Genomic DNA, 21,819 nt, shown 5'->3' with positions numbered 1-21,819 from the left:
CTGCGATCAGGAGCGGTCCTGGTAGTAACCGTCTCCGGTATAGCGATAGTTTTGGTATCGGCCGCCGTAGCCATAGATCCTTCCGCGCGGCTTGATTGCGTTGAACAGCAAGCCGGTGACTTGCGTGCCGGTCTGCGTCAGACGCTTGATGGATTCGCTGACCTCTCCGCCGCGCGTCACGCCAGAGCGCGTGACGAGGAAGACGCTGCCCGCCGAGCCAACGATGGTTTCCGCGTCGGAAACGACGAGTACTGGCGGCGCGTCGACGATGACGACGTCATAGGCACGGGATGCCGCCGAGATGAAATCGCCCCAGTTTTTATGCGAGAGCACTTCCGCAGGGTTCTGCGGATAATTGCCCGACGAGACGAAATCGAGATTGGGAAGAACGTCCCGATGCACGACAGAATCGACCGACCTGGCTTCGGATATCGCGTCGGACAGCCCGGTATCGCGCCCCAGACCGAAGTACCGGTTGAGATAACCCTTGCGCATGTCCGCATCGATGAGCAACACGCGGGCGCCGCTCGACGCCAGCACCGTCGCGAAGTTGACGGACACGAACGACTTGCCGATTCCCGGTGTCGGACCCGCGATCAACACGACGTTATTTTTTCCGCCCGATGCGACGAACTTGAACGCGGTCCGAAGACTGCGCAGGCTCTCCACGGCTGGATCGTTCGGATACAGATTCGCGAGCACCAGCGGGCGCGAACCGTCGCTTCGCAGGTTACGGATGAGTTCGGCCTGCTTGTCGCTAACGGGAATCGTGGCGTAGACGCTGAGACCGGTGTGCTCTTCCAGCGAAATCGGATCGGTGACGCCCGTGAACAAGCGGTCCTTCACGAGAGCGAGTAAGGTTCCGAGGAACAGACCGACGATCGCCGCAGCGGCCATGACGATCAGCTTGCGCGGCTTGACCGGGCGCTCGGGAATATCGGCGGTATCGACGATCCGCACATTGCCGATCTTGCCCGCCTTCACCAGACGCAACTGCTCGACGTTGCTGCGCATGGCGACATACAGGTCCGTCGAAACACGCACATCCCGCTGAAGCTTGAGCATGTCCTGCTCGGTCAGCGGCATCTGGCGAATCTGCGCGGCGATGCTATCGATCTGCTTCTGGTTCGTCGCAATCTGTTCGTCGATAGCGAGCAACGACGGATGCATCGGACCGAAACGCGTCGCCAAGTCCTGGCGCTTTTGCTTCATCGCGATGAGGCGTGTCTCCGCGTCGGCCGATTGCTGCAAGCTGACCTTGCCGGCCTCGGACAAGTCCACGATCGTGTGACTGTTTTGATATTCGCTCAACTTCGCTTCAGCGTCTTCGAGTTGCTGCTTCATGACGGGAAGCTGAGCGTCGAGGAACGAGATGGAATGTTCCGCCTGAGCCGCTTTGCGGTCGGCATTTTGCTTGACGTATTGGCGGCCGAGTTCATTCAGCGTGTCGCTCAAAAGCACGGGGTCCGTGCTTTCGAGCGTCGCGGAAATCACGCCCGAGTGCTTGCCCTGCTCGATGATCTGCAACGACTTGATGAGGTCATCGGTCGTGAGTTGGCTCGAACGAGATTTCAGGACGAAGCTGGCGCCCGGTCTTCCGGACAGCTTGGTGACCTTCAGGGTGAGCGCGCCGAAGCTCGAGTTGAACTTCTCTTCGGTGCCGATAGAACCCGTCACTGGAGATTCCAGTCCGTAACCGCTCAGGCTGTACCGGTTGTCCTTCAGCACTGTCAGGTCGTAGCTGCGTCCCTGAAGCTTGCGGGGAACCTCGAAGGCGGCAAGCTCGATCGATTCGCTGCCCCAATCGAAACCGCCCCAACCGAATACCCCAGGATTCGACAGTCCGTCGTTGTGAGATGCCATCCATTTACCGAACACGGGAAAATAGCGTGGCTTCGCTTCGACATTGAGTTTCAGCGCGTCGACCGTTCCGGACGCGACGAGCCGCGAACCAAGAATCTGGATTTCGCCATCCGCTGACGATTTGACATCGAACATGGCGGAAACATCGCTAAGTAAGTTCTTAGCGCTGGCCGCATCGGAAGAATCTTCGACGGCTACCAGAATGCGCGAGCTATAAACCGGCGTCGCGAGAAACGCATACATTGCGCCGACGATCACGAACAGCGCAGCGACGATGGCAATCAGCTTTCTGTGATCCAACAGGGCGTCCAGCAACTCGACGATACTTAGTTGATCGCTGCTCTCGCCATGCGACATAACCGGTAGATTCTCTTGTTTCATAACTTCCAACGCGTTGATTCAATTCGCCCGACCCAGTCCGAAAGTCCTCTTTCGATCAAGTCAAAACAGTCTTCGAAAACATTCCGTTCTTTTCGGTACGGGTCCGGTACTTCAAAGTTACTGAATTGACCTAGCCTGAAGACGCGACCTTTTACAAACGGATATCGCTTCTCCAGATAGCGCTTTTGCTGTTCCTGCATTACGAGGATCAACTCGGCGCGCTTGCAGTCGAAGCCGCTCAACTGCGCGCCACGATGAGACGAGATGTCGATGCCGTGATCCATCATCACGCCTTGTGCGTATGGATCGGCAGGCTGTCCGGCAAGCGCGCTGATTCCGGCGGACCAGACTTCCAGCGACGGCACTTTCGACTGCAACCAACCCGCTGCCATCGGACTGCGGCAGATATTTCCCTCGCACACGAGGAGAACGGAGTCGATCATCCCGAGACTCCTGTGCGATCGTTCATGCGAGTCGTGCGTGAGGACATGATCAATAGCCCGCGACCTGGCGCCCGATGTTCGCGCCTTGCGCGCTCGGCAAGAGCAGATTGACAATGCGGTTCCAGCGAGCAAGACCAGTGGCGTCCACATAGACGACATCCTTTGGCTGCAGCTCGAAGTGCTCCGCGAGCGCCAGTGCCACCGGCGATGTGCTGTCGAGATGAAAGACCTGCGGCGCGGCCGGGTCTTCGGTCGGACGTACGACGTAAACTCCTGCCGCTTCGGCCGTCGAAGGATTCACGCCGGCAGCCGAGGCCAGTGCGTCATTCAAGGTAAGCCGACCGTCGTGCATCGACAGCGTCATCGGGCGCATTACTTCGCCGGTGACGAACACCTGGTTATAGGTCTGCGGCAAGACACGGACGACATCGCGGTCTTTCAGGAAGATCATCGATGCATCGAGTTTCTGTTCCGCGAGTTGCGGCAAGCTAATCTGGAAGGTCCGGCCGTTACGCAAGATCTGAATCTGGCTCGTGTCGCCCACGCCGGCGGTGACGCCATTGGCCTCGCTGAGCGCTTCCGACAGGGACATCGGGACATTCGTGATCGGCTTGATGCCAGGCTGATTGACTTGGCCCTCCACGAACACGCGCTGACTGCGATAGGCGACTACGCTTACCGTCAGTTGCGGATTTCTCAGATAAGGCGTGAGAAGGCGCTTCAACGTCGCTTGTAATTGAGCGACGGTTCCGCCAGAAGCCTTCACTTTTCCAACATATGGAAACTGAATGTCGCCGTTATCCCCGACGACGAAGCCGGGGACCGTCTGTGTGCTGAGACCCGGCCCATTGGGCAGCGTGCCGGCTGTATCGCCGATGCTGTAGGTCAGATTTGGAACGACCAGTTCGGGGTGATCCCAAACGATGATGGAAAGCACATCGGCCGGCCCAATGACGTAATGACTGGGATAGCCGATGAGCTGGCGATAATCGCCTTGGGACGTGGCATCGCGCTCAGCCTTTTGCTGCCTGACCAGTTGCGGCGTGATAGTCGCCATGTCGGGTGTTGAGGCTGGGTCGGAAGAGTCGACTGGTGCTTTGGGATCGAGTCGCATGCCGGGGGCAAGCGCGCATGCGTTAAGCAGGGCGGGCAGCATTGCGATAGCGAGAGCCAACTTGAGACGGCCGGAAAATTTCAAATCAACCATTGCTTGCGGGTGTTCAATTCAATTCGGTTCAAACACTGGCTTGACGCTGAATCGGCGTCGGCCTTAGTCCGTGTTCTCAATCAAAATTTCAGGGTTAAAAACAGAGACGGTTTTATTGTTCAGCGTGCACGACAATAGGTTGCTCCTTGACAGGCGTTGGCCGAAGCCAAGCCGGCACGTGAAATCTCACGATTGCGGCATACAACCAGACATAGGTGGCAATAAAGAGGAGTGCCGACGCGCCGAGAAGAACTGGAGATTCTGAAAACAAGGTTGCCGGAACGACCGCGCAAAGCGTCAGCGTCCACAGATAAGGAGATGCCCGGGAATTTCTGAGACTCAAGGCGCGTGAATCGCATCGATTCAATTCTCCGCCAAGCACGCGACGATAAACCAGTGTATGCAAATGAACCGCATCAGGCGCACCGGCAGGCAAACCACGCACGAGTTTTCTTCGGTAGATCGAGAAGACGGTTTCGAAGACTGGGTAGATCGTTACCAGTATTGCGTAAAGCGGCGAAATGCTGGGATTGCGCATGGTGAGCAAGATCAGCAACTCGGCGATTAGAAAACCGATGAAATACGCGCCGCCGTCTCCGAGAAAGACTCGGGAGATCGGAAAATTCCAGGCAAGAAAACCGGTAATCGCACCAATCAGCGTCAACGAGACAATAACAATTGTCGAGTCGCCCACATGAAACGCCACTAGGCCGATCGACGCTAAAATGATGATCGCAACAACGGATGCAAGCCCATTCAAACCGTCGATGATGTTAATTGCATGCACCACGCCAGATACTGAAAATACTGTCAGAGCAATCGCGATGGGCGAAAAAACAAGCACTGCATCGACATAAGAAAAATTCACCCGTGTAACCACCGCCCTCAGTGCGAAGCAAGCAAGCAGTGCCGCAATCATGGACGCGATCAAACGCGTTCTCGGGCTGATTTTCTTGGTCAGATCCTCCGCGAAACCTGACAGGAACGCAGGCAAGGAACAGCCAAGCAAAATTAGAGCTTCGCTACTGTTACGCGAAGGATTCAGAAAGGCATTCAAGAGTAACGAAGCAGCGACTGCGACGATGACGCCCGCGCCACCGATTCGTGGCACCGCAACCGCATGGACTTTTTGAATCCCATCCAGATCGCGGTCCATTGAGAAGGAACCATGCCAGCGCTCGAAGCGAACAATGAACAGTACCGAAACAAAGGAAACCAGAAGCGCGATCAACACAACCAACATCGAAATCACCACCAAGTCCTCAACCTAAAAATCGAAAGCCTTTCTGCGCAAGATCAAAATAAGCGTGAATATTGGCTTCTTCTTTCCTGCCAAACATGCGAGATAGTCCGCTTGTTTATGCTTTTCATTATCACCGCTTTCAGGCCCTAATGACCTATCAACTTCTAAAGCACTTTGTTTCACGCTGACCTTTCAAGGCGCTCCGCCATTTCCAGTAACGGCCTTTGAATCTATATCAACGGACGAGCCGCAAGCGTTATTGGGAAATGTCTTAAGAGGATGAACCATAGGGTGGCGGCTGCCCAATCGCCGTTACTAAAATTCACGGGCTTTGATGTAAATGCTAACAACGAGCAAGTGTACTAGCAGTTGTAAAAAGTCTGGCAGCGATCAGGACATAAACTGTGCAATTTCATCGCATTCTTAGGCTTAATCGACGTACGCGTAAGCTCTTTTACAGACATGTCTTAGTCTTCCAAGAAATTCCGAGACAAAATGTGTAAACCGTTAGGATAATTCCGTTTGTATCGAGGGATAACCATCGATTTTCGGAGAGACGTGTGAAAGAAAGCGAGACGGCTCGATCCGGATGAGAGGTCCGGCTTCACGCGTTTTAGAGGTTAGATTTCTGCGCGGCGGACGTTTCGCGCGCTTACTGTTCGTGCGCGGCGGCTAAGGGTTCCGACAGCGCCGCCGGAGCATACTGCGATCAACGTGTGGATCGAATGGAGCGTGTGCGTGTGCGCGTTTTCGATGTTTGACTACGCGATCTCATCATGCCAGACGCGCGATTGCTCGAATTCAAGACGCGAACAACCCCGCGCTTGAAAAACAGGGAGACAGTTCCGCGCGAGCACTGCTCTGGCAAGCGACATAGCGAATCGCCATGCATGGCTGCTAGAAGTTGTCAACGCAAGCCAAGATTGAATCTCACGCGACCGGGCCCGATCACCGCCCAAAAACAAAAAGCCCCGCAAGTTTTTAACCTTGCGGGGCTTTTCTACTACTACTGGCGGAGACGGAGGGATTCGAACCCTCGATCCAGTTTTTAGCCAGATGCTCCCTTAGCAGGGGAGTGCCTTCGACCACTCGGCCACGTCTCCCAAACTGTTCGTCGCACCGGGAGTGCAGTGCAACGAGATCGAGATAATAGCGTGTTCGCTCGCGCCGGTCAAATTCGCATAACGATTTTTTCCAATCGATTACGCATCGGCTCATGGCTTACGCGAACCGCAACAGTGCATGAGCACTCGAACCCGTCGCAACGCTCAACGCCAAACTCAAACAAGACTCAAGCAACACTCAAGCGCGGTCGAGCTCGAACGCCTTATGCAGCGCGCGCACCGCGAGTTCGGTGTACTTCTCGTCGATCAGCACGGAGATCTTGATTTCGGAGGTCGAGATCATCTGGATGTTGATGCCTTCTTCCGACAACGTGCGGAACATGGTGCTCGCGATACCCACGTGCGAACGCATGCCGACACCCACCACCGACACCTTCGACACCTTCGGGTCGCCCAGCACGGTCTCGGCCTGCACGTGGCCCTTCACCTGGCCGTTCAGGATCTCGAGCGCGCGCTGATAGTCGCCGCGGCCCACCGTGAACGTGAAGTCAGTCTTGCCGTTCACGCTCTGGTTCTGAATGATCATGTCGATGTCGATGTTCGCATCGGCGACCGGTCCGAGAATCTGATACGCGACGCCCGGCTTGTCCGGCACGCCCATCACGGCGATGCGCGCTTCGTCGCGCTGAAACGCGATGCCAGAAATCACTGCTTTTTCCATGTTCTCGTCTTCTTCAAAAGTAATCAGGGTGCCCGAGTGCATTTCCTTTTCGAGCGGCATAAGCGGGTCGGTCAGGCTCGAGAGCACACGCGTCTTCACCTGATACTTGCCAGCAAATTCCACCGAACGGATCTGCAGCACCTTCGAGCCCAGGCTCGCCATCTCCAGCATCTCTTCGAAGGTCACGCGGTCGAGCCGGCGCGCTTCTTCGACGACGCGCGGATCGGTCGTATAGACGCCGTCGACATCGGTATAGATCAGGCACTCGTCAGCCTTAAGCGCCGCGGCGATCGCGACCGCCGAGGTGTCCGAGCCGCCGCGCCCGAGCGTGGCAATGTGACCTTCCGGATCGACGCCCTGAAAGCCCGTGATGACCACGACCTTGCCCGCATCGAGATCCTTGAGCACGCGCTCGCCGTCGATTTCGCTGATGCGCGCCTTGGTGAACGCGCTGTCCGTCTTGATCGGAACTTGCCAGCCGGCGTAGCTCACGGCTTCGAGGCCTTCGGCGTGCAGCGCGATGGCGAGCAAGCCCACGCTGACCTGTTCGCCGGTGGAGGCGATCATGTCGAGTTCGCGCGGGTCCGGATTGGGCGTGATGTCTTTCGCGAGGCCGAGCAGGCGGTTGGTTTCGCCGGACATCGCCGAGGGCACGACGACCAGCTTGTGGCCTGCCTTGTGCCATTTGGCGACGCGCTTGGCGACGTTCTTGATGCGCTCGACCGAGCCCATCGAAGTGCCGCCGTATTTGTGTACGATGAGTGCCATTGTCGTTTTGAACTGGAAGGAAAACCGCGCTTCATGCGCTCGTTGCAATGCGCTTTAAGCGTTGTGGCCGATCACTTCGGGGATGATTTGAAGCTGGCGACGCGACGCGTTGGCGCATATGCCGCCGCGTGCTTGGGGTACCGGATTGCAATACCAGGCAGCAGTTGCGTTAGCCAATCGCGCATGAAAGTCGCGCAGTTGGTACGCAGCGAATTCGCGCGATGGCTGGCGATTTAACGTTGAATATCACGTCTTTTGGACGGAGATGACGAGCAAAACGCCAAGCGGACAAACGAGCTACGGTACCGGATCGAAGCCGAAATTACAAGATGAAGCGGCTGGGCGTCTATTTTAACGGGTTTGCAGCGGAGCATCCCGAAAAGAGGTGTGCGCAAGTTGCTGCCCTCCTGTATTAGAAACTCGTTGCCAGGCGGACACCGCACCCCTCAGGCGATCAACAAATCCGGCCGCCAGATCAACCGCCGCCACGGCCCCTTCGCGTTTTCGACTTCGCGATTCACGCCGACGAGCGGCACGAACATCAGCAACGCGCCGATGAAGATGAGCGGCACATCGCGCTTCCACGCTGGCACGCCGCGCTCCTGGAAGAGATTCTTGAGCGTGCGGCTAGGTGCATCGGATGCAACGCGCAAACGCTCGCCGCCCGCGCGTGAACGCGCGCTCAACGGCGCGGCGCGCAACACGCTTTCGGCGATGACGTCATCGCCCGGTTCGGCGGCAGGCTCGAACACCAGCGACCCGCGCCACTGCGGCAAGCGCCAGACTTCCTCGCCCTGCCAGCGCAGTTCGACCAATGCTCTCGCTTGACTCGGACCGTCGTCGAGATCGGGTGCATCGGCGCTGTCGGCCTTCTCCCAGAACAACGCATTGCGATAAACCCGCAGCGCGTGTCCCACATGATCGATACGAAGCGCGTGCCCGTCGCGCGCGTCGGCGGCTGCGTGCAGTTGACGCAGAATGTCCGCGACACGCGCGGTGGATGCCGCCTGCAAGCCGCGATCTCGCATCCAATAACGCAGCAGATTGGTCGCGCGTTCGTCGTCGAGTGCGAGCAGCGCATTGAGCGCGAGCGCGCCTTCTTCCGCGTGCCGCGCCTTTTCCATGTCGATGCCCGCCAGCTCGTCGAGCAAGCGTTGCGCCGAAGCGGCATGCGACGCCGTGCGCGCGAGCGCATCGCGAAAGCCGGGGAAATGCACGGCGAGCACCGGCAGCACGTCATGCCGCAGCGCGTTGCGCGCATAACGCGTATCGGCGTTGGATTCGTCCTCGATCCAGCTCAGGTCGCGCTCATGCGCGTATTGCTCGAGTTGCGCGCGCAGCAGCCGCAACAACGGACGCAGACGCAGCACCTCGCTTGCGTGAAGACGCTGCGGCGCCATCGCCGCGAGGCCCGCGACGCCCGCGCCGCGCAGCAATTGCAGCAGCACGGTTTCGGCCTGATCGTCGGCGTGATGCGCGATCAGAAGCGCCGCCGCGCCTTGCTCGTCGCAGAGATCGTCGAGCGCGCGATAACGCGCATCGCGCGCGGCCGCTTCGAGACTCTCGCCGCCCATGCGGACGACATCGACATGACGCGACGCATAACGTACATCGAGCGAGGCAGCCAGCGCCTCGCAATGCGATACCCACGCATCCGCGTTAGGGCTCAGGCCGTGATGGATATGCAGCGCGATCACGCGCGATGCGCCGAAGCAGCGCACGGCGGCATCGAGGAGAACCGTGGAGTCGAGACCGCCGCTGAGCGCGACGGCCAGCAGCGAGTCGGCGGGCAGCGCCGCCTCCGACAAAGCGCCGCGCAACGCCTCGATGACGAGGCGGCCGGCCGGGGTTTCAGTGTCGAAGTTCGCCATGAGGAACGCGGATCACGCGCCCGGCAGCGTTTCCTTGAACTTGCCGTACGCCATCAGCTTGTCGAAGCGGCGCTCGCGCAGATCCTGCACGCTCATGCCCTGGAACTGGCGCAGGGAATCGGCAAGCGCGCGACGCAAAAGCGCCGCCATGCCCTTGGGGTCGCGATGCGCGCCGCCGAGCGGTTCGTTCACGATCTTGTCGATGAGACCCAGCGCCTTCAACCGATGCGCCGTGAGCCCGAGCGCTTCCGCGGCTTCCGGCGCCTTGGCCGCGCTCTTCCACAAGATCGACGCGCAGCCTTCCGGCGAGATGACCGAGTACGTGGAGAATTGCAGCATCATGACGGTGTCGGCCACGGCGATGGCAAGCGCGCCGCCCGAACCGCCCTCGCCGATGATCGTCGTGATGATCGGCGTCTTCAACTCCGCCATGACGTAGAGATTGCGCCCGATGGCTTCCGACTGCCCGCGTTCCTCCGCGCCGATGCCGGGATACGCGCCGGGTGTATCGACGAAAGTGAAGATGGGCAGATTGAACTTCTCGGCGAGACGCATGAGGCGCTCGGCCTTGCGATACCCTTCCGGGCGCGGCATGCCGAAGTTGCGCAACGCGCGCTCCTTGGTGTCGCGACCCTTCTGATGGCCGATCACCATGCACGGCTGGCCATTGAAACGCGCAAAACCGCCGACGATGGCGAGATCGTCCGCATAGGAACGATCGCCATGCAATTCATGGAAGTCCGTGAACAGCTCGTTCACGTAGTCGAGCGTGTACGGACGCTGCGGGTGCCGCGCGATTTGCGATACCTGCCACGGCGACAGATTCGCGTACAGATCTTTGGTGAGCTGCTGGCTCTTTTTCGACAGCCGCTCGATTTCTTCCGAAATATCGACAGCGGAATCGTCCTGAACGAAGCGGAGTTCTTCGATCTTCGCTTCGAGTTCAGCGATCGGCTGCTCGAAATCCAGAAACGTGGTCTTCATGTGTTCGAGTCCTAGAACATCGGGCAGGGCGTATTTTAACCGCGTCCGTCCCTGATAAATGCGCGCGGGAACTATCGATTATAAATCAACGATAGTTCGCCAATCTTTTAGTCGGTTCTTAATGGTCCGCGGGAATCGGATTGAGACTGCGCCACATGTACCACGTTGCAACCGTGCGCCACGGCTCCCAGTTAGCAGCCACTTCGCGCGCTTCACTGCGCGTGACAGGTTCGCCGCTGAAGTAGTTGACGCTGATCGCCTGAATCAGACCGAGGTCGTCGAGCGGCAAAACGTCCGGGCGTGCCAGGTTGAAGATGAGGAACATCTCCGCCGTCCACCGGCCGATACCGCGAATCTGCGTGAGTTCGGCGATCACGGCTTCGTCGTCCATCGACGCCCAGGTATCCACGTGCAACGCGCCCGATACGAAGTGCTGCGCGAGATCGAGAATGTACTCCGTCTTGCGTTTGGACAAGCCGCACGCCTGAAGCTTCTCCGGGCCGAGCTTGATGAAACGCGCCGGCACGACATCCGGACAAGCGCCCTTCACGCGCTCCCAAATGGCTTGCGCGGCCTTCACCGAAATCTGCTGGCCAGCAACCGAACGCGCGAGCGTCGAGAAGGGATCGCCCAGATTCACGAGATGCATCTGGCCGAACTTCGGAATGAGTTTCTTGAGGATGCGGTCGCGCTTCATCAGGTCGGCGCACGCTTTGTCCCAGTAATCGGGACGCACGACTTCGCGCGTGAGTCCGCCGATCTGCACGGGCACCTCGGCATCCGCCGTGACGACGCGCGACTTGCGCACGACTTCACCGCGCTCCTTGTCGGCGACGAGCGCTTGCGCGTTCGTGGCATCGCCGGCATGCGCGCGTCCGTTCGCCTTGACGGGCGACGCTTCCGCTTCCTCGCTGCGCGTTTTCGTCACGCGCGCGGCTGCGCGGATCGCTTTCGTGTCCGTCTTTGCATCCGCTTTTACGTCCTCACGGCTTACGCCGTTCAGACGCGTGCCGTCGCTACGTTTGAGTGCCGCGCGCTTGACTGCCTTCTGAGCCGAAGCTCGTGCACCATCACTCTTGAGCGTGCTTGTCGTCGCTTGCTCGCCGCGCGTTCGCTTCGTCGCGGGCGATGCATTCCTGACAGACGCGGGTCGCTTGACCGGCGTCTTCCTGGCCGTTGCCATCGTGCCTCCTGCCTGGTGAGTCGATCAGAGGGTATGAAGGGCTGCGTTCACACGCGGCGCCATTCGGTCGACCCACCCGGTTTGTCTTCAAGCGCAATACCGGCTTCGAGCAATTCGGCCCGAATACGGTCTGCTTCGGCATAGTTCCTTGCCTGCTTCGCGGCAACGCGTTCGGCGATCTTCGCTTCGATCTCTTGCGGCGCGAGGCCTTCGGTCGAAGCCGCGCCGCCTGCTTGCTGCAGGAAAGCGCGCGGCTCACGGCCGAGCAGACCCAGCACGCCGGCGAGACCCTTGAGCTGGCGCGCGAGAGAAGTGTCGCGTGTGCGGTTCACTTCGCTCGCGAGATCGAACAGCACCGAGACCGCCACGGGCGTGTTGAAGTCGTCGTTCATCGCAGACTGGAAACGCTGCGCGTTCGCCTCGTTCCAGTCAAGTTGCCGATTGTCCGGCTCGACATCTTTCAACGCCGTATAGAGGCGAGTCAATGCGTTCTTGGCATCGTCGATATGCACGTCGCTGTAGTTCAGCGGCGACCGATAGTGTGCCCGTGCAATAAAGAAACGCACCACTTCGGCATCAAATTTTTCAAGGACTTCGCGAATGGTGAAGAAGTTGCCAAGCGACTTCGACATCTTCTCGTTGTCGATCTGCACATAGCCGTTGTGCATCCAGTAGTTCACGAACGTCTGCCCGGTCGCGCCTTCGCTCTGCGCGATCTCGTTCTCGTGGTGCGGGAACTGCAAGTCCTGGCCGCCGCCATGAATGTCGAACCGGTCGCCAAGCAAGCTGCAGCCCATGGCCGAACACTCGATGTGCCAGCCTGGACGCCCGCGTCCCCACTTCGAGTCCCAGCCCGAGTCCTGTGGCTCGCCGGCCTTTGCCTGCTTCCACAACACGAAGTCGAGCGGATCTTCCTTCGCGTCGTTGGTGGCGACGCGCTCGCCCGCGCGCAAGTCTTCGATGGACTTGCCCGACAGCTTGCCGTAGTCAGCGAACTTGCGCACGGCGTAGTTCACGTCGCCGTCTTTCGCGTGATAGGCATAGCCGTTCGCCTGCAATGCATCGATCATGCCGAGCATCTGCGCAATGAAGTCGGTTGCGCGCGGCTCGAGGTCCGGACGCGCGACGCCGAGCGCATCGGCATCTTCGTGCATGGCCGCGATGAAGCGCGTGGTGAGCGCCTTGATGGGCTCGCCGTTGTCCACCGCGCGACGAATGATCTTGTCGTCGATGTCCGTGATGTTGCGCACGTACGTGACTTTATAGCCGAGCGTGCGCAGCCAGCGCTGCACGATGTCGAACACCACCATCACGCGCGCATGGCCGATGTGACAATAGTCATACACCGTCATTCCGCAGACGTACATGCGTACCTCGCCAGCGCGAAGCGGCGTGAAGGATTGCTTGTCACGCGCGAGCGTGTTGTAGATGCGCAGCGAATTCATAAAGAGACAGTGCGTGAACCCGGAACATTCGTGCATGGCATTGCATGCGGCGTGTCGATGCGGGCTTTACGGCCAAGGCGCACTCGCGAAAGCGACACGACGGTCATGCGACCAGAACGAAGACGGCCACGAGTGGCTGAAAAGGAAAGTCCAACAAGAAAGTCCAACGAGTCCGATGCCTCGCAACGCTGCTTAGATACACCGGGCAACACATGCACTTGCAAAGGATAGCTGCAAGCAGCCGGCGCGTGCGCGAAACGTACGGACCTTTTGTTAGAATGGGTCGGAGTATAACACCGGGGCCTGTGCCCATGAAGTGCCCGGCGTGCCGCGCGACGGACTTCGCGCGTGACGCTCGAGCCATGCCCGAGGCCTTTTGCGGCGGGCTTGTCGGCCAAGTTGCCGCATGCTTCGCTGACTTGCTTCGACACCTGGTTGTCCGCTTGCCGGCCGCTTGCCGGCCGCTCATCCATCAAGCCCGGTTATGATCCCTTCGCTGCCTCATTCCTTGAATCGATTCCAAGTGACTCACGCTCGCGCGCGCATGCCTTCGCACCTCTTCTCTCTTTCCCGCAACATCGCGAGGAACACGCTCATGCGTGCCGGCGCGATCGCGGTCATCGGCATGGCGGCTTCGGTCGGCATCTCGACCACGGCGTTCGCGCAGCTCGCGAAATCCACCACCGACGGCACGCCGCAGATCGACTCGACCATCGCCGGACAAGACTGGAACGCCGCGCTCAAGCAACTCGATGCGCGCATCGCCACCAATCCGACCGACGTGCAGGCGAAGTTCAAGCGCGGCACCGTGCTTGCGCGCCTGAATCGCGACGACGACGCCATCGTGGCCTTCACCGAGCTCACGCAGGCGTATCCCGAACTGCCCGAGCCGTATAACAACCTCGCCGCGCTCTACGCCAAGAAAGGCCGCTACGAAGAAGCGCGCGCCGCGCTCGAAACGGCGGTCAAGGCGAACCCGGGCTACGCGCTCGCATACGACAATCTCGGCGATCTTTATCTGCGGCTCGCGAGCGAATCGTACAAACGCGCGCAATCGCTCGGCTCGACGAGTCCGCTCACGCGTCAGCGCGTGACGGCCATTCAGAACATCATCACGCCGCCACCGGTTCGTCGCGGCGTTGCGGCGAATGGCGCCTCGGGCACGCGCGCCACGACGGCGCCGCAATCGCCATCGGGTGAATGGGCGCCCGCGCAAGGCTCGGGCAGCACCGACAGCGGCACCGGCCTGTCGACCATGCCCTCACCCGATTCTTACTCGCCGTACGGCGGCGCAACCGGGCCGTTCCCGACCGCGCCTTACGTCGCGCCGCAGACGCAGCCTTGAGACACGCGACCACGGCGCGGCGTCGGACAAGGCTAATTGGCGCACTCGCGCGTGCAGGCGGTAAGCTGTCGGTCGGCCGCGATTGCGGCTGCTTATCTGCATTCGTTTGCATTCATCACCCGAGGACCGATCCTTCATGAAATTGCTGATGCTGGGGCTTACCAGCGCTGCCCTGATCGCTACCGCGCCCGCCTACGCACAGGCGGCGCAATCCGCAACGGGCGCGCATCCGACCGTGCTGTTCCATACCTCGCAAGGTGACTTCAAGGTCGAGCTGTATCCGGAGAAGGCGCCGAAGACGGTCGCGAACTTCCTGGACTATGTGAAGTCCGGTCAATACTCGGGCACGATCTTTCATCGCGTGATTCCGGGTTTCATGATCCAGGGCGGCGGCTATAGCACGAGTTTCGCCGAGAAGCCCACGCGCGCGCCCATCGCGCTCGAAAGCAAGAACGGCCTGAAGAACACGACGGGCACGCTCGCCATGGCGCGCACCAGCGACCCGAATTCCGCCACGGCGCAGTTCTTCATCAATACGGTCGATAATGCAGGACTCGACTTCCCGAATCCCGACGGCAACGGTTATGCCGTGTTCGGCAAGATCGTCTCGGGCATGGATGTCGTGAAGAAGATCGAAGCGAGCCCGACCACCACGCGCGGCCCAATGCAGGACGTGCCGCAAAAGCCGACCGTGATCGAGTCGGCTACCGTGGTCTCGCAATAAACGCACAACCCGGCAGCGTTCGTTCGGTGAACGCTGCCCATCGTCAATCATCAACATACCGGAGAAATCATCATGGTCGAACTGCATACGAACCACGGCGTCATCAAGATCGAACTGGACGCTGAAAAGGCGCCGAAGTCGGTTGAGAACTTCCTCAACTACGTGAAGAAGGGTCATTACGACAACACCGTGTTCCACCGTGTAATCGACGGCTTCATGATTCAGGGCGGCGGCTTCGAGCCGGGCATGAAGCAAAAGCCGACCGATGCCCCCATCGACAACGAAGCCAACAACGGCCTCACGAACGACAACGGCACGGTTGCCATGGCGCGCACGAACGACCCGCATTCGGCAACCGCGCAGTTCTTCATCAACGTGAAGGACAACGACTTCCTGAACCATTCGTCGCCGACGCCGCAGGGCTGGGGCTACACCGTGTTCGGCCGCGTGGTCGAAGGTCTCGACGTGGTGGAGAAGATCAAGAAGGTCAAGACCGGCTCGAAGGGCTTTCATCAGGACGTGCCGGTGGACGACGTCGTGATCGAAAAGGCCGTGGTGGTCTGAACACGGCACGCATGATCGACACGAAGTCTTTCAGGCAAGAGGTCGCGCAAAAAGCAGCGGGCGCAGCGCACAACGCGCGCCCGCTGTTTTTCATTTCCGACCTGCACTTGAGCGAGGCGATTCCAAAGACGGTCGCCGCGTTCGAGCATTTCATCGAAGTCACGGCGAGCGGCGCGGACTCGGTTTTCATCCTCGGCGACTTGTTCGAATTTTGGGTCGGCGACGATATCCTGGATGACGCCGTCGCCGACGAGCGCGCCCGCTTCGCGCGCCGCATGACGAAGCTTTTGCATACGCTCACCGAGCGCGGCATCGCGTTATATGTCATGCATGGCAATCGCGACTTTCTGCTCGGCAAGCGCTTCATGAAGGAAGCCGGCGCACTTCCGTTGCCCGATCCGTTCACCATGACCGCGTTCGGCACGCGCATCGTCCTCGCGCATGGCGACGCGCTCTGCACCGCCGATCCCGGTTATCAGCGCTTTCGGCGCTTTGCGCGCAATCCGTTCGCGCAGCGCGCGTTTCTCGCGTTGCCGCTGAAGACGCGGCTCGGCATCGGGCAGCGCATGCGCACGAACAGCGAGGGCGCGCGCATGCAGGGCGAATCGCCGAAATACGACGTGACGCGCAAGGCGGTGTCGGAGCTTTTCATCCGCAGCCGCACGCATACGATGATCCACGGACATACGCATCGTCCGGCGATGCATCGGGAAGTGGAAGGCGCGCGCTGGGTGTTGCCGGATTGGGAACTGGATATGGATGAACCGCGCGGCGGGTATCTGCGGATCGACGAGGAAGGGATTCGCGCGCTGCCGTTGTAGTTCTGGTGCATGACTCTTGGGTTCGCCGCAACCGTTGCCGTGCGAGCGCGAATTTCGTACTGCACTCACGGTTTCACGCGCCGCAACGGCACAAAAAATTACCGCTGCGCGAGTTCGCTTTCCACCTTCCCTTCCATCGACGCGCACAAGCGCTTCAAGTCCACGAGCCCCGCTCCGCCGGCACCATTGAGCGCTTCCACGCGCGCGCCCAGACGTTCGAGCGCGGCGACGATTTCATCGACACGCTGCGTTTGCGTCGATGCGTGATCGATCAAACCGTGAATGGCCAGCGACACCGGATCGTCCGCGTTCGGCGTGATGCCGTAAGCGCAAAAGCCTTCACGCGCGGTTTCCTTTGGCCGCTGCACCGCCGGCATCACGATGCGCGCCGGATTGCCCACCGCCGTGCCGCCCGCCGGAACCGGCTTCACGACGACCGCGTTCGAACCGATCTTCGCCCCCGCGCCGACCGTAAAGCCGCCGAGCACCTTCGCGCCCGCGCCGACGATCACGCCGCGCCCCAGCGTGGGATGCCGTTTCGCGCCGCGCGTGAGCGACGTACCGCCAAGCGTCACGCCCTGATAGATCGTGCAGTCGTCGCCAATCTCGGCCGTCTCGCCGATCACCACGCCCATGCCGTGATCGATGAACACGCGCCTGCCGAGCGTCGCGCCCGGATGAATCTCGATGCCAGTGAGAAAGCGCGCCATCTGCGAGACGAAACGCGCGAGCCAGCGCCACTGCGCGCGCCAGCAAGCATGCGCGAAACGATGCAGCACGATGGCATGCAGGCCGGGATAGCACGTCACGACTTCAACGGCGCTGCGAGCGGCGGGATCGCGCTCGCGGATGGCGGCGATATCTTCGCGAAGTCGTTGGAACATGTCGTGATCTCGATGGGGTCAGGCGCGAAGCCCAAATGACCGCGCGCGCAAAGCTTATATTTTTGGCGATTGTAGAGTCACTCGGACGAACTCTGCACGATTGTCCCCGCTGCAAGCACGGTTGCTTGCAGCCACATCGCGTTCAGGGTTTTTTGACGCGCGCGAGAATATGTTTGGCGATGCCGCGCAGGATATTCACTTCCTCGTGCTCGAGTCCCGAGCGCGCGAAGAGCCGCCGCACGCGCGACATCAGCTTCTTCGGATTGGCGGGATCCAGAAAGTCGAGCGCGACGAGCGCTTCTTCGAAATGCGCGTACATGCCTTCGATCTCATCGCTCGATGCACCCGCGACGTGCGCGGCCGGCTCGACGAGCGTGAGTTCGGACGCGGGCTCCTGAAACGCGACGCGCAATTCGTAGGCGAGGACCTGCACCGCCTGCGCCAGATTGAGCGAGCTATACGCCGGATTCGCCGGGATATGGGCAAGCGCGCTGCAACGCTCGACATCCGCGTTGGACAAGCCCGTGCGCTCGTTGCCGAACACGAGCGCGATGTCGCCATGCCGCACGAGTTCGTGCGCGCGTTCGGCGAGTGCGCGTGGCGGCATCTGCGGCGGACCGTACTCGCGCATGCGCGCCGTGAGCGCGACGGACCAGCGCACGCCGACGAGCGCATCGGCGAGCGTATCGACGACATGGGCGCTCGCAAGCACGTCGTCGGCGCCGCTTGCCATCGCGATGGCTTCGGGTTCGTTCTTGACGTCGGCCACTCGCGGCGCGACCAGCACGAGGCGCGCGAAGCCCATGGTCTTGAGCGCGCGCGCCGCCGCGCCGACATTGCCAGGATGACTCGGCTCGACGAGGATGAAACGGGTCGACGTGAAGCCGCCCGCGGGCGCGATGAATTGGTTGGTGTCCAAGGATGAATGGTGCTTTGCGTGTTGCTGAATGGTTCGTGCGCGTCGGTATTGCGTCTCGTCGCGCATCGATGGCGAACGGGTGCACACAGTCCGCTATGTTAGCGATTGTCGGCGATGTTGGCGGCTTTTTGGTTCGCGCGCGCGGCCAAAAGGCGCGTTTCGGGTAAAATAGCGCGCTTGCGTTTCGCCTCTTCAACTTTGCCTGGCGCCGCGCCCCGCTCTTATCCAATTCGTCTTTCGTCGACAAAGTCGTTGTCGCTCATTTAATTCGCCTGCTCGCGGTTCTTGCCCGTGCACGGCGGTCAAAGGATTTCGCTCATGCATCCGATGCTCAATATCGCTGTCAAGGCCGCGCGCCGCGCCGGACAGATCATCAACCGCGCATCGCTGGACCTGGACCGTATCCAGATCAGCAAGAAGCAGCACAACGACTTCGTGACGGAAGTCGACAAGGCGTCCGAAGCCGCCATCATCGAGACGCTGCACACCGCTTATCCCGATCACTCCATTCTTGCCGAAGAATCCGGCAAGGACGATCGCGACTCCGAGTTCCAGTGGATCATCGACCCGCTCGACGGCACCACGAACTTTATCCACGGTTTCCAGTATTACTGCGTGTCGATCGCGCTCGTGCACAAGGGCATCGTGACGCAGTCCGTGATCTACGACCCGACGCGTAACGACCTCTTCACGGCATCGCGCGGCCGTGGCGCGTATCTGAACGAGCGTCGCATTCGCGTGGGCAAGCTGGATCGTCTTTCGGATGCGCTCATCGGCACGGGCTTTCCGTTCCGTGACGGCCAGGGCCTGAACGGCTATATGCGCCTTTTCAGCGAAATGACCTTGTCGTGCGCGGGCCTGCGTCGTCCGGGCGCGGCGGCGCTCGATCTCGCCAATGTCGCGGCGGGCCGTCTCGACGGCTTCTTCGAGCAAGGCATTCATCCGTGGGACGTGGCTGCCGGCAGTCTGCTCGTCACGGAGGCGGGCGGTCTCGTCGGCAACTACACGGGCGAATCGGATTTCCTGTTCCAGAACGAGATCGTCGCGGCCAATCCGAAGGTGTACGCGCAGATGATCAAGGTGCTCGATCCGCATTCGCGCACGCGGTTGACGGGAGAGTAAGGGGCGTTTGGGTCGGCGGGCACGCGCGAGCGTGCCCGCCTAGCGTTTTCCTCGTTCTTCGATCGCCACGCTGCATCACTTCCTGCATCGAATCCGCCGCTCCGATACAGTGCAATCTTTCGCACACGCGGCAAGGTTCAAGCGCCACAGCACGCTCCTTGGCTGTCCGTTTCCCCCGAACACACCCCGGCGCGCGCCGCACGACGCGCGCCAACTCTCGTTTTGCCATGAAAAAAGGCTTCTACACGATCATTGCCGCGCAGTTCGTCTCGTCGCTGGCGGACAACGCGCTTTTGATCGCCGCGATCGCCATGCTTGCCGTCGTGCAATCGGCGCCGTGGGTCACGCCGCTGCTTCAGATCTTTTTCACGGTGTCGTATGTGGTGCTCGCGCCTTTCGTCGGTGCATTCGCCGATGCCCTGCAAAAGCGCCACGTGATGTTCATCTCCAATGCGCTCAAAGCCGCGGGCTGCGCGCTGATGATCGCGGGCGTGCATCCGATGATTGCATACGGCGTGGTCGGCCTCGGCGCGGCCGCTTATTCGCCCGCGAAGTACGGCATCCTGACCGAACTGCTGCCGCCGCAAAAGCTCATCGCGGCGAACGCGTGGCTCGAATCGGCGACGGTCGGATCGACCATCCTCGGCACGGTGATCGGCGGCGCGCTCGTGAGCCAAGTCGTGGCGCGCTGGGTCGAGAACGCGCACGTGCCGTTGATGCACACCGCCGCGCACGCCGCGATGTTCACGGTCATGCTGATCTACGCGTCGGCGGCCGCGATCAACGCGTTCATTCCCGATACCGGCGCGCGCTACCCGAATTCGCTGAACCAGCCGACGCGTCTCGTCGGCGACTTCTCGCACAGTTTCAACGTGCTCTGGACCGACAAGCTCGCGCAGATCGCGCTCTGGGTCACGACGCTCCTGTGGGGCGCGGCCGTTACGCTGCAACTGCTCGTGCTCAAGTGGGCCGACGCCAATCTCGGCCTCTCGCTTTCCAAAGCGGCCGTGTTGCAGGGCGTGACGGGCGTGGGCATTGCGCTAGGCGCGGCGGCGGCATCGGCATGGATCGTCTTGCGGCAGTCGCTCAAGGTTCTGCCGGTGGGCGTGCTGATCGGCGCGGTATCGGTGGCCATGGCCTTCTACAACAAGGACATGTTCCCCGCCAATGCAGGCGTGCATATCGGGCCGCTCTTCGCGCCCGCTTATATTCTGATGGCGTATCCGCTGATGATCGCGCTCGGCGGCCTCGCGGGCTTTTTCATCGTGCCGATGAACGCGATTCTTCAGCACCGGGGCGCCACGCTTTTGTCCGCCGGCGCGTCCATCGCCGTGCAGAACTTCAATCAGAACATCGCCGTGCTAGCCATGCTCGGCTCCTACGCGCTGCTCCTCACGATCAAGGTTCCGGTGCAATGGATCATCGTGATATTCGGCGTGTTCGTCGGCGTGATGATGGCGCTCGCCATGCGCCGCCATTCGCAAAACGAACGCGATGTGGATCTCGGCGCGCTCGTCGAGGAATGAAGCTTGCTACCGAGTGTATCCTGGGTTCGTACCAGGCCGCGAAGCCCAGTGGCCTGTGCAATCGGTCGCGGGCAACCGCGAAAAACCTGGTAGACAGAGCATCAGACGCGGCACGCTGCAATACATGCGGGTTCGCGTCGTGCGACTCTTTTCGGCACGTCAATAAGGAGCAAGGAAATGGGATTGTTCACACGTTCGACGCTCGACAGCAAAATCAATGGCGCAGCCAACGTGGGCCAGCGCGCCGTGCGCGGTGCGAGCGATGCGGTCGATTCGGCCAGCAGCCAGTTGCGCAGTTTGCTCGATGACCTCGAAAGCTCGATCCAGAGCGGCAAGGATATCGACGGCGACAAGCTGCGCCGTGACTTGCAATCGAAGCTCAAGACCGCTCGTTCGCAAATCGACGGCGCGAGTACGGCACTGACAGGCAAGCTCGGCGATGCCGCAGGCTACGCCGACGAATTCGTGCACGACAAGCCGTGGCATACGCTGGGCGCGGTGGCGGGTCTCGCGCTGCTGGTCGGATTTCTGGCCGGACGCGCATAAGGATCAGCGCTTTTAGCGTTGCGTGGGTCTGACGAAGGCGCCGGCGAGTCCGGCGCCTTCGTTATTTCATCGGCTGCTGGAGCACGTACTCGACCCTAGCCCGTTCGGCCGACTCCTCTCGTACGTGCCCGACAGGTTAAACTCATGCCCTATCAGTTGGCGCGCGGCTGAACGCACGCTGCGCCCGGCGTCTTT

The 21,819-nt window shown here is 60.6% G+C and carries 18 protein-coding genes and 1 tRNA gene; 7 read left to right on the top strand and 12 right to left on the bottom strand.

Annotation, left to right across the window (positions count from 1 at the left end; all coding sequences use genetic code 11):
• Positions 1 to 6: 6 nt before the first annotated feature.
• The 10 genes from P9292_RS31745 to cysS form a co-directional block, all read right to left on the bottom strand.
• A complete protein-coding gene (locus P9292_RS31745; protein ID WP_309962923.1) occupies positions 7 to 2,244 on the bottom strand; it encodes a polysaccharide biosynthesis tyrosine autokinase in 2,238 nt (745 codons plus the stop codon).
• Positions 2,241 to 2,687 carry a low molecular weight protein-tyrosine-phosphatase gene (locus tag P9292_RS31740; protein WP_250465162.1) on the bottom strand — a complete coding sequence of 149 codons (447 nt, stop codon included), beginning with the start codon at positions 2,685 to 2,687 and terminating at the stop codon, positions 2,241 to 2,243. The genes P9292_RS31745 and P9292_RS31740 overlap by 4 nt, the downstream gene beginning before the upstream one ends.
• A 49-nt stretch (positions 2,688 to 2,736) precedes the next feature.
• The gene (locus P9292_RS31735) at positions 2,737 to 3,744 is read right to left on the bottom strand and encodes a polysaccharide biosynthesis/export family protein (protein ID WP_309962920.1); all 1,008 of its coding nucleotides are present in this window, start codon (positions 3,742 to 3,744) and stop codon (positions 2,737 to 2,739) included.
• Between the two features lie 262 nt (positions 3,745 to 4,006).
• The gene (locus P9292_RS31730; RefSeq protein ID WP_309962916.1) at positions 4,007 to 5,149 is read right to left on the bottom strand and encodes a glycosyltransferase; all 1,143 of its coding nucleotides are present in this window, start codon (positions 5,147 to 5,149) and stop codon (positions 4,007 to 4,009) included.
• Between the two features lie 998 nt (positions 5,150 to 6,147).
• Positions 6,148 to 6,240, bottom strand: a tRNA-Ser gene (locus tag P9292_RS31725).
• Between the two features lie 199 nt (positions 6,241 to 6,439).
• Positions 6,440 to 7,690, bottom strand: a complete 1,251-nt coding sequence (locus P9292_RS31720; RefSeq protein ID WP_244825543.1) for an aspartate kinase — start codon at positions 7,688 to 7,690, stop codon at positions 6,440 to 6,442.
• A gap of 446 nt (positions 7,691 to 8,136) precedes the next feature.
• Positions 8,137 to 9,561 (bottom strand): tRNA lysidine(34) synthetase TilS, encoded by a 1,425-nt coding sequence (gene tilS / locus P9292_RS31715; protein WP_309843522.1) that lies wholly within the window; start codon positions 9,559 to 9,561, stop codon positions 8,137 to 8,139.
• Positions 9,562 to 9,573: 12 nt separating this feature from the next.
• Positions 9,574 to 10,545 (bottom strand): acetyl-CoA carboxylase carboxyltransferase subunit alpha, encoded by a 972-nt coding sequence (locus tag P9292_RS31710; RefSeq protein ID WP_244825547.1) that lies wholly within the window; start codon positions 10,543 to 10,545, stop codon positions 9,574 to 9,576.
• A 118-nt stretch (positions 10,546 to 10,663) separates the two neighbouring features.
• On the bottom strand, positions 10,664 to 11,728 hold the full coding sequence (locus P9292_RS31705; protein ID WP_250525986.1) for a DNA-3-methyladenine glycosylase: 1,065 nt from the start codon (positions 11,726 to 11,728) through the stop codon (positions 10,664 to 10,666).
• A 47-nt stretch (positions 11,729 to 11,775) separates the two neighbouring features.
• Positions 11,776 to 13,173 carry a cysteine--tRNA ligase gene (gene cysS, locus P9292_RS31700; protein WP_250465166.1) on the bottom strand — a complete coding sequence of 466 codons (1,398 nt, stop codon included), beginning with the start codon at positions 13,171 to 13,173 and terminating at the stop codon, positions 11,776 to 11,778.
• 595 nt (positions 13,174 to 13,768) lie between these two features.
• Here cysS and P9292_RS31695 point away from each other — a divergent pair.
• The 4 genes from P9292_RS31695 to P9292_RS31680 all read left to right on the top strand — a co-directional run bounded on the left by P9292_RS31695 (position 13,769) and on the right by P9292_RS31680 (position 16,627).
• Entirely contained in the window at positions 13,769 to 14,518 is a 750-nt protein-coding gene (locus P9292_RS31695; RefSeq protein WP_250465167.1) for a M48 family metallopeptidase, read from the top strand.
• Between the two features lie 136 nt (positions 14,519 to 14,654).
• Positions 14,655 to 15,242, top strand: coding sequence for a peptidylprolyl isomerase (locus tag P9292_RS31690; protein WP_244825554.1), 588 nt, complete (start codon positions 14,655 to 14,657; stop codon positions 15,240 to 15,242).
• A 72-nt stretch (positions 15,243 to 15,314) separates the two neighbouring features.
• A complete protein-coding gene (locus P9292_RS31685) occupies positions 15,315 to 15,806 on the top strand; it encodes a peptidylprolyl isomerase (protein ID WP_244825556.1) in 492 nt (163 codons plus the stop codon).
• Between the two features lie 11 nt (positions 15,807 to 15,817).
• Entirely contained in the window at positions 15,818 to 16,627 is an 810-nt protein-coding gene (locus tag P9292_RS31680) for a UDP-2,3-diacylglucosamine diphosphatase (RefSeq protein WP_250465168.1), read from the top strand.
• A 98-nt stretch (positions 16,628 to 16,725) separates the two neighbouring features.
• Here P9292_RS31680 and cysE read toward each other — a convergent pair whose 3' ends face one another.
• Both cysE and P9292_RS31670 read right to left on the bottom strand, forming a co-directional pair.
• Positions 16,726 to 17,511 (bottom strand): serine O-acetyltransferase, encoded by a 786-nt coding sequence (gene cysE, locus P9292_RS31675; protein WP_250525988.1) that lies wholly within the window; start codon positions 17,509 to 17,511, stop codon positions 16,726 to 16,728.
• A 142-nt stretch (positions 17,512 to 17,653) separates the two neighbouring features.
• On the bottom strand, positions 17,654 to 18,430 hold the full coding sequence (locus tag P9292_RS31670) for an RNA methyltransferase (protein WP_284503802.1): 777 nt from the start codon (positions 18,428 to 18,430) through the stop codon (positions 17,654 to 17,656).
• A gap of 318 nt (positions 18,431 to 18,748) precedes the next feature.
• On the opposite strand from P9292_RS31670, the gene P9292_RS31665 reads away from it, so the two are divergent.
• From P9292_RS31665 to P9292_RS31655, 3 genes are all read left to right on the top strand, one after another.
• A complete protein-coding gene (locus tag P9292_RS31665; protein WP_244825561.1) occupies positions 18,749 to 19,552 on the top strand; it encodes an inositol monophosphatase family protein in 804 nt (267 codons plus the stop codon).
• 227 nt (positions 19,553 to 19,779) lie between these two features.
• Positions 19,780 to 21,078 carry a lysophospholipid transporter LplT gene (gene lplT / locus P9292_RS31660; RefSeq protein ID WP_309962911.1) on the top strand — a complete coding sequence of 433 codons (1,299 nt, stop codon included), beginning with the start codon at positions 19,780 to 19,782 and terminating at the stop codon, positions 21,076 to 21,078.
• A 177-nt stretch (positions 21,079 to 21,255) separates the two neighbouring features.
• Positions 21,256 to 21,624 (top strand): YqjD family protein, encoded by a 369-nt coding sequence (locus P9292_RS31655; protein WP_244825565.1) that lies wholly within the window; start codon positions 21,256 to 21,258, stop codon positions 21,622 to 21,624.
• The last annotated feature ends 195 nt before the right edge of the window (positions 21,625 to 21,819 follow it).

The sequence above is a fragment of the Caballeronia sp. LZ001 genome (assembly GCF_031450875.1).
GTDB lineage: Bacteria > Pseudomonadota > Gammaproteobacteria > Burkholderiales > Burkholderiaceae > Caballeronia.
This window is presented reverse-complemented; position numbering and strand designations above follow the sequence as displayed.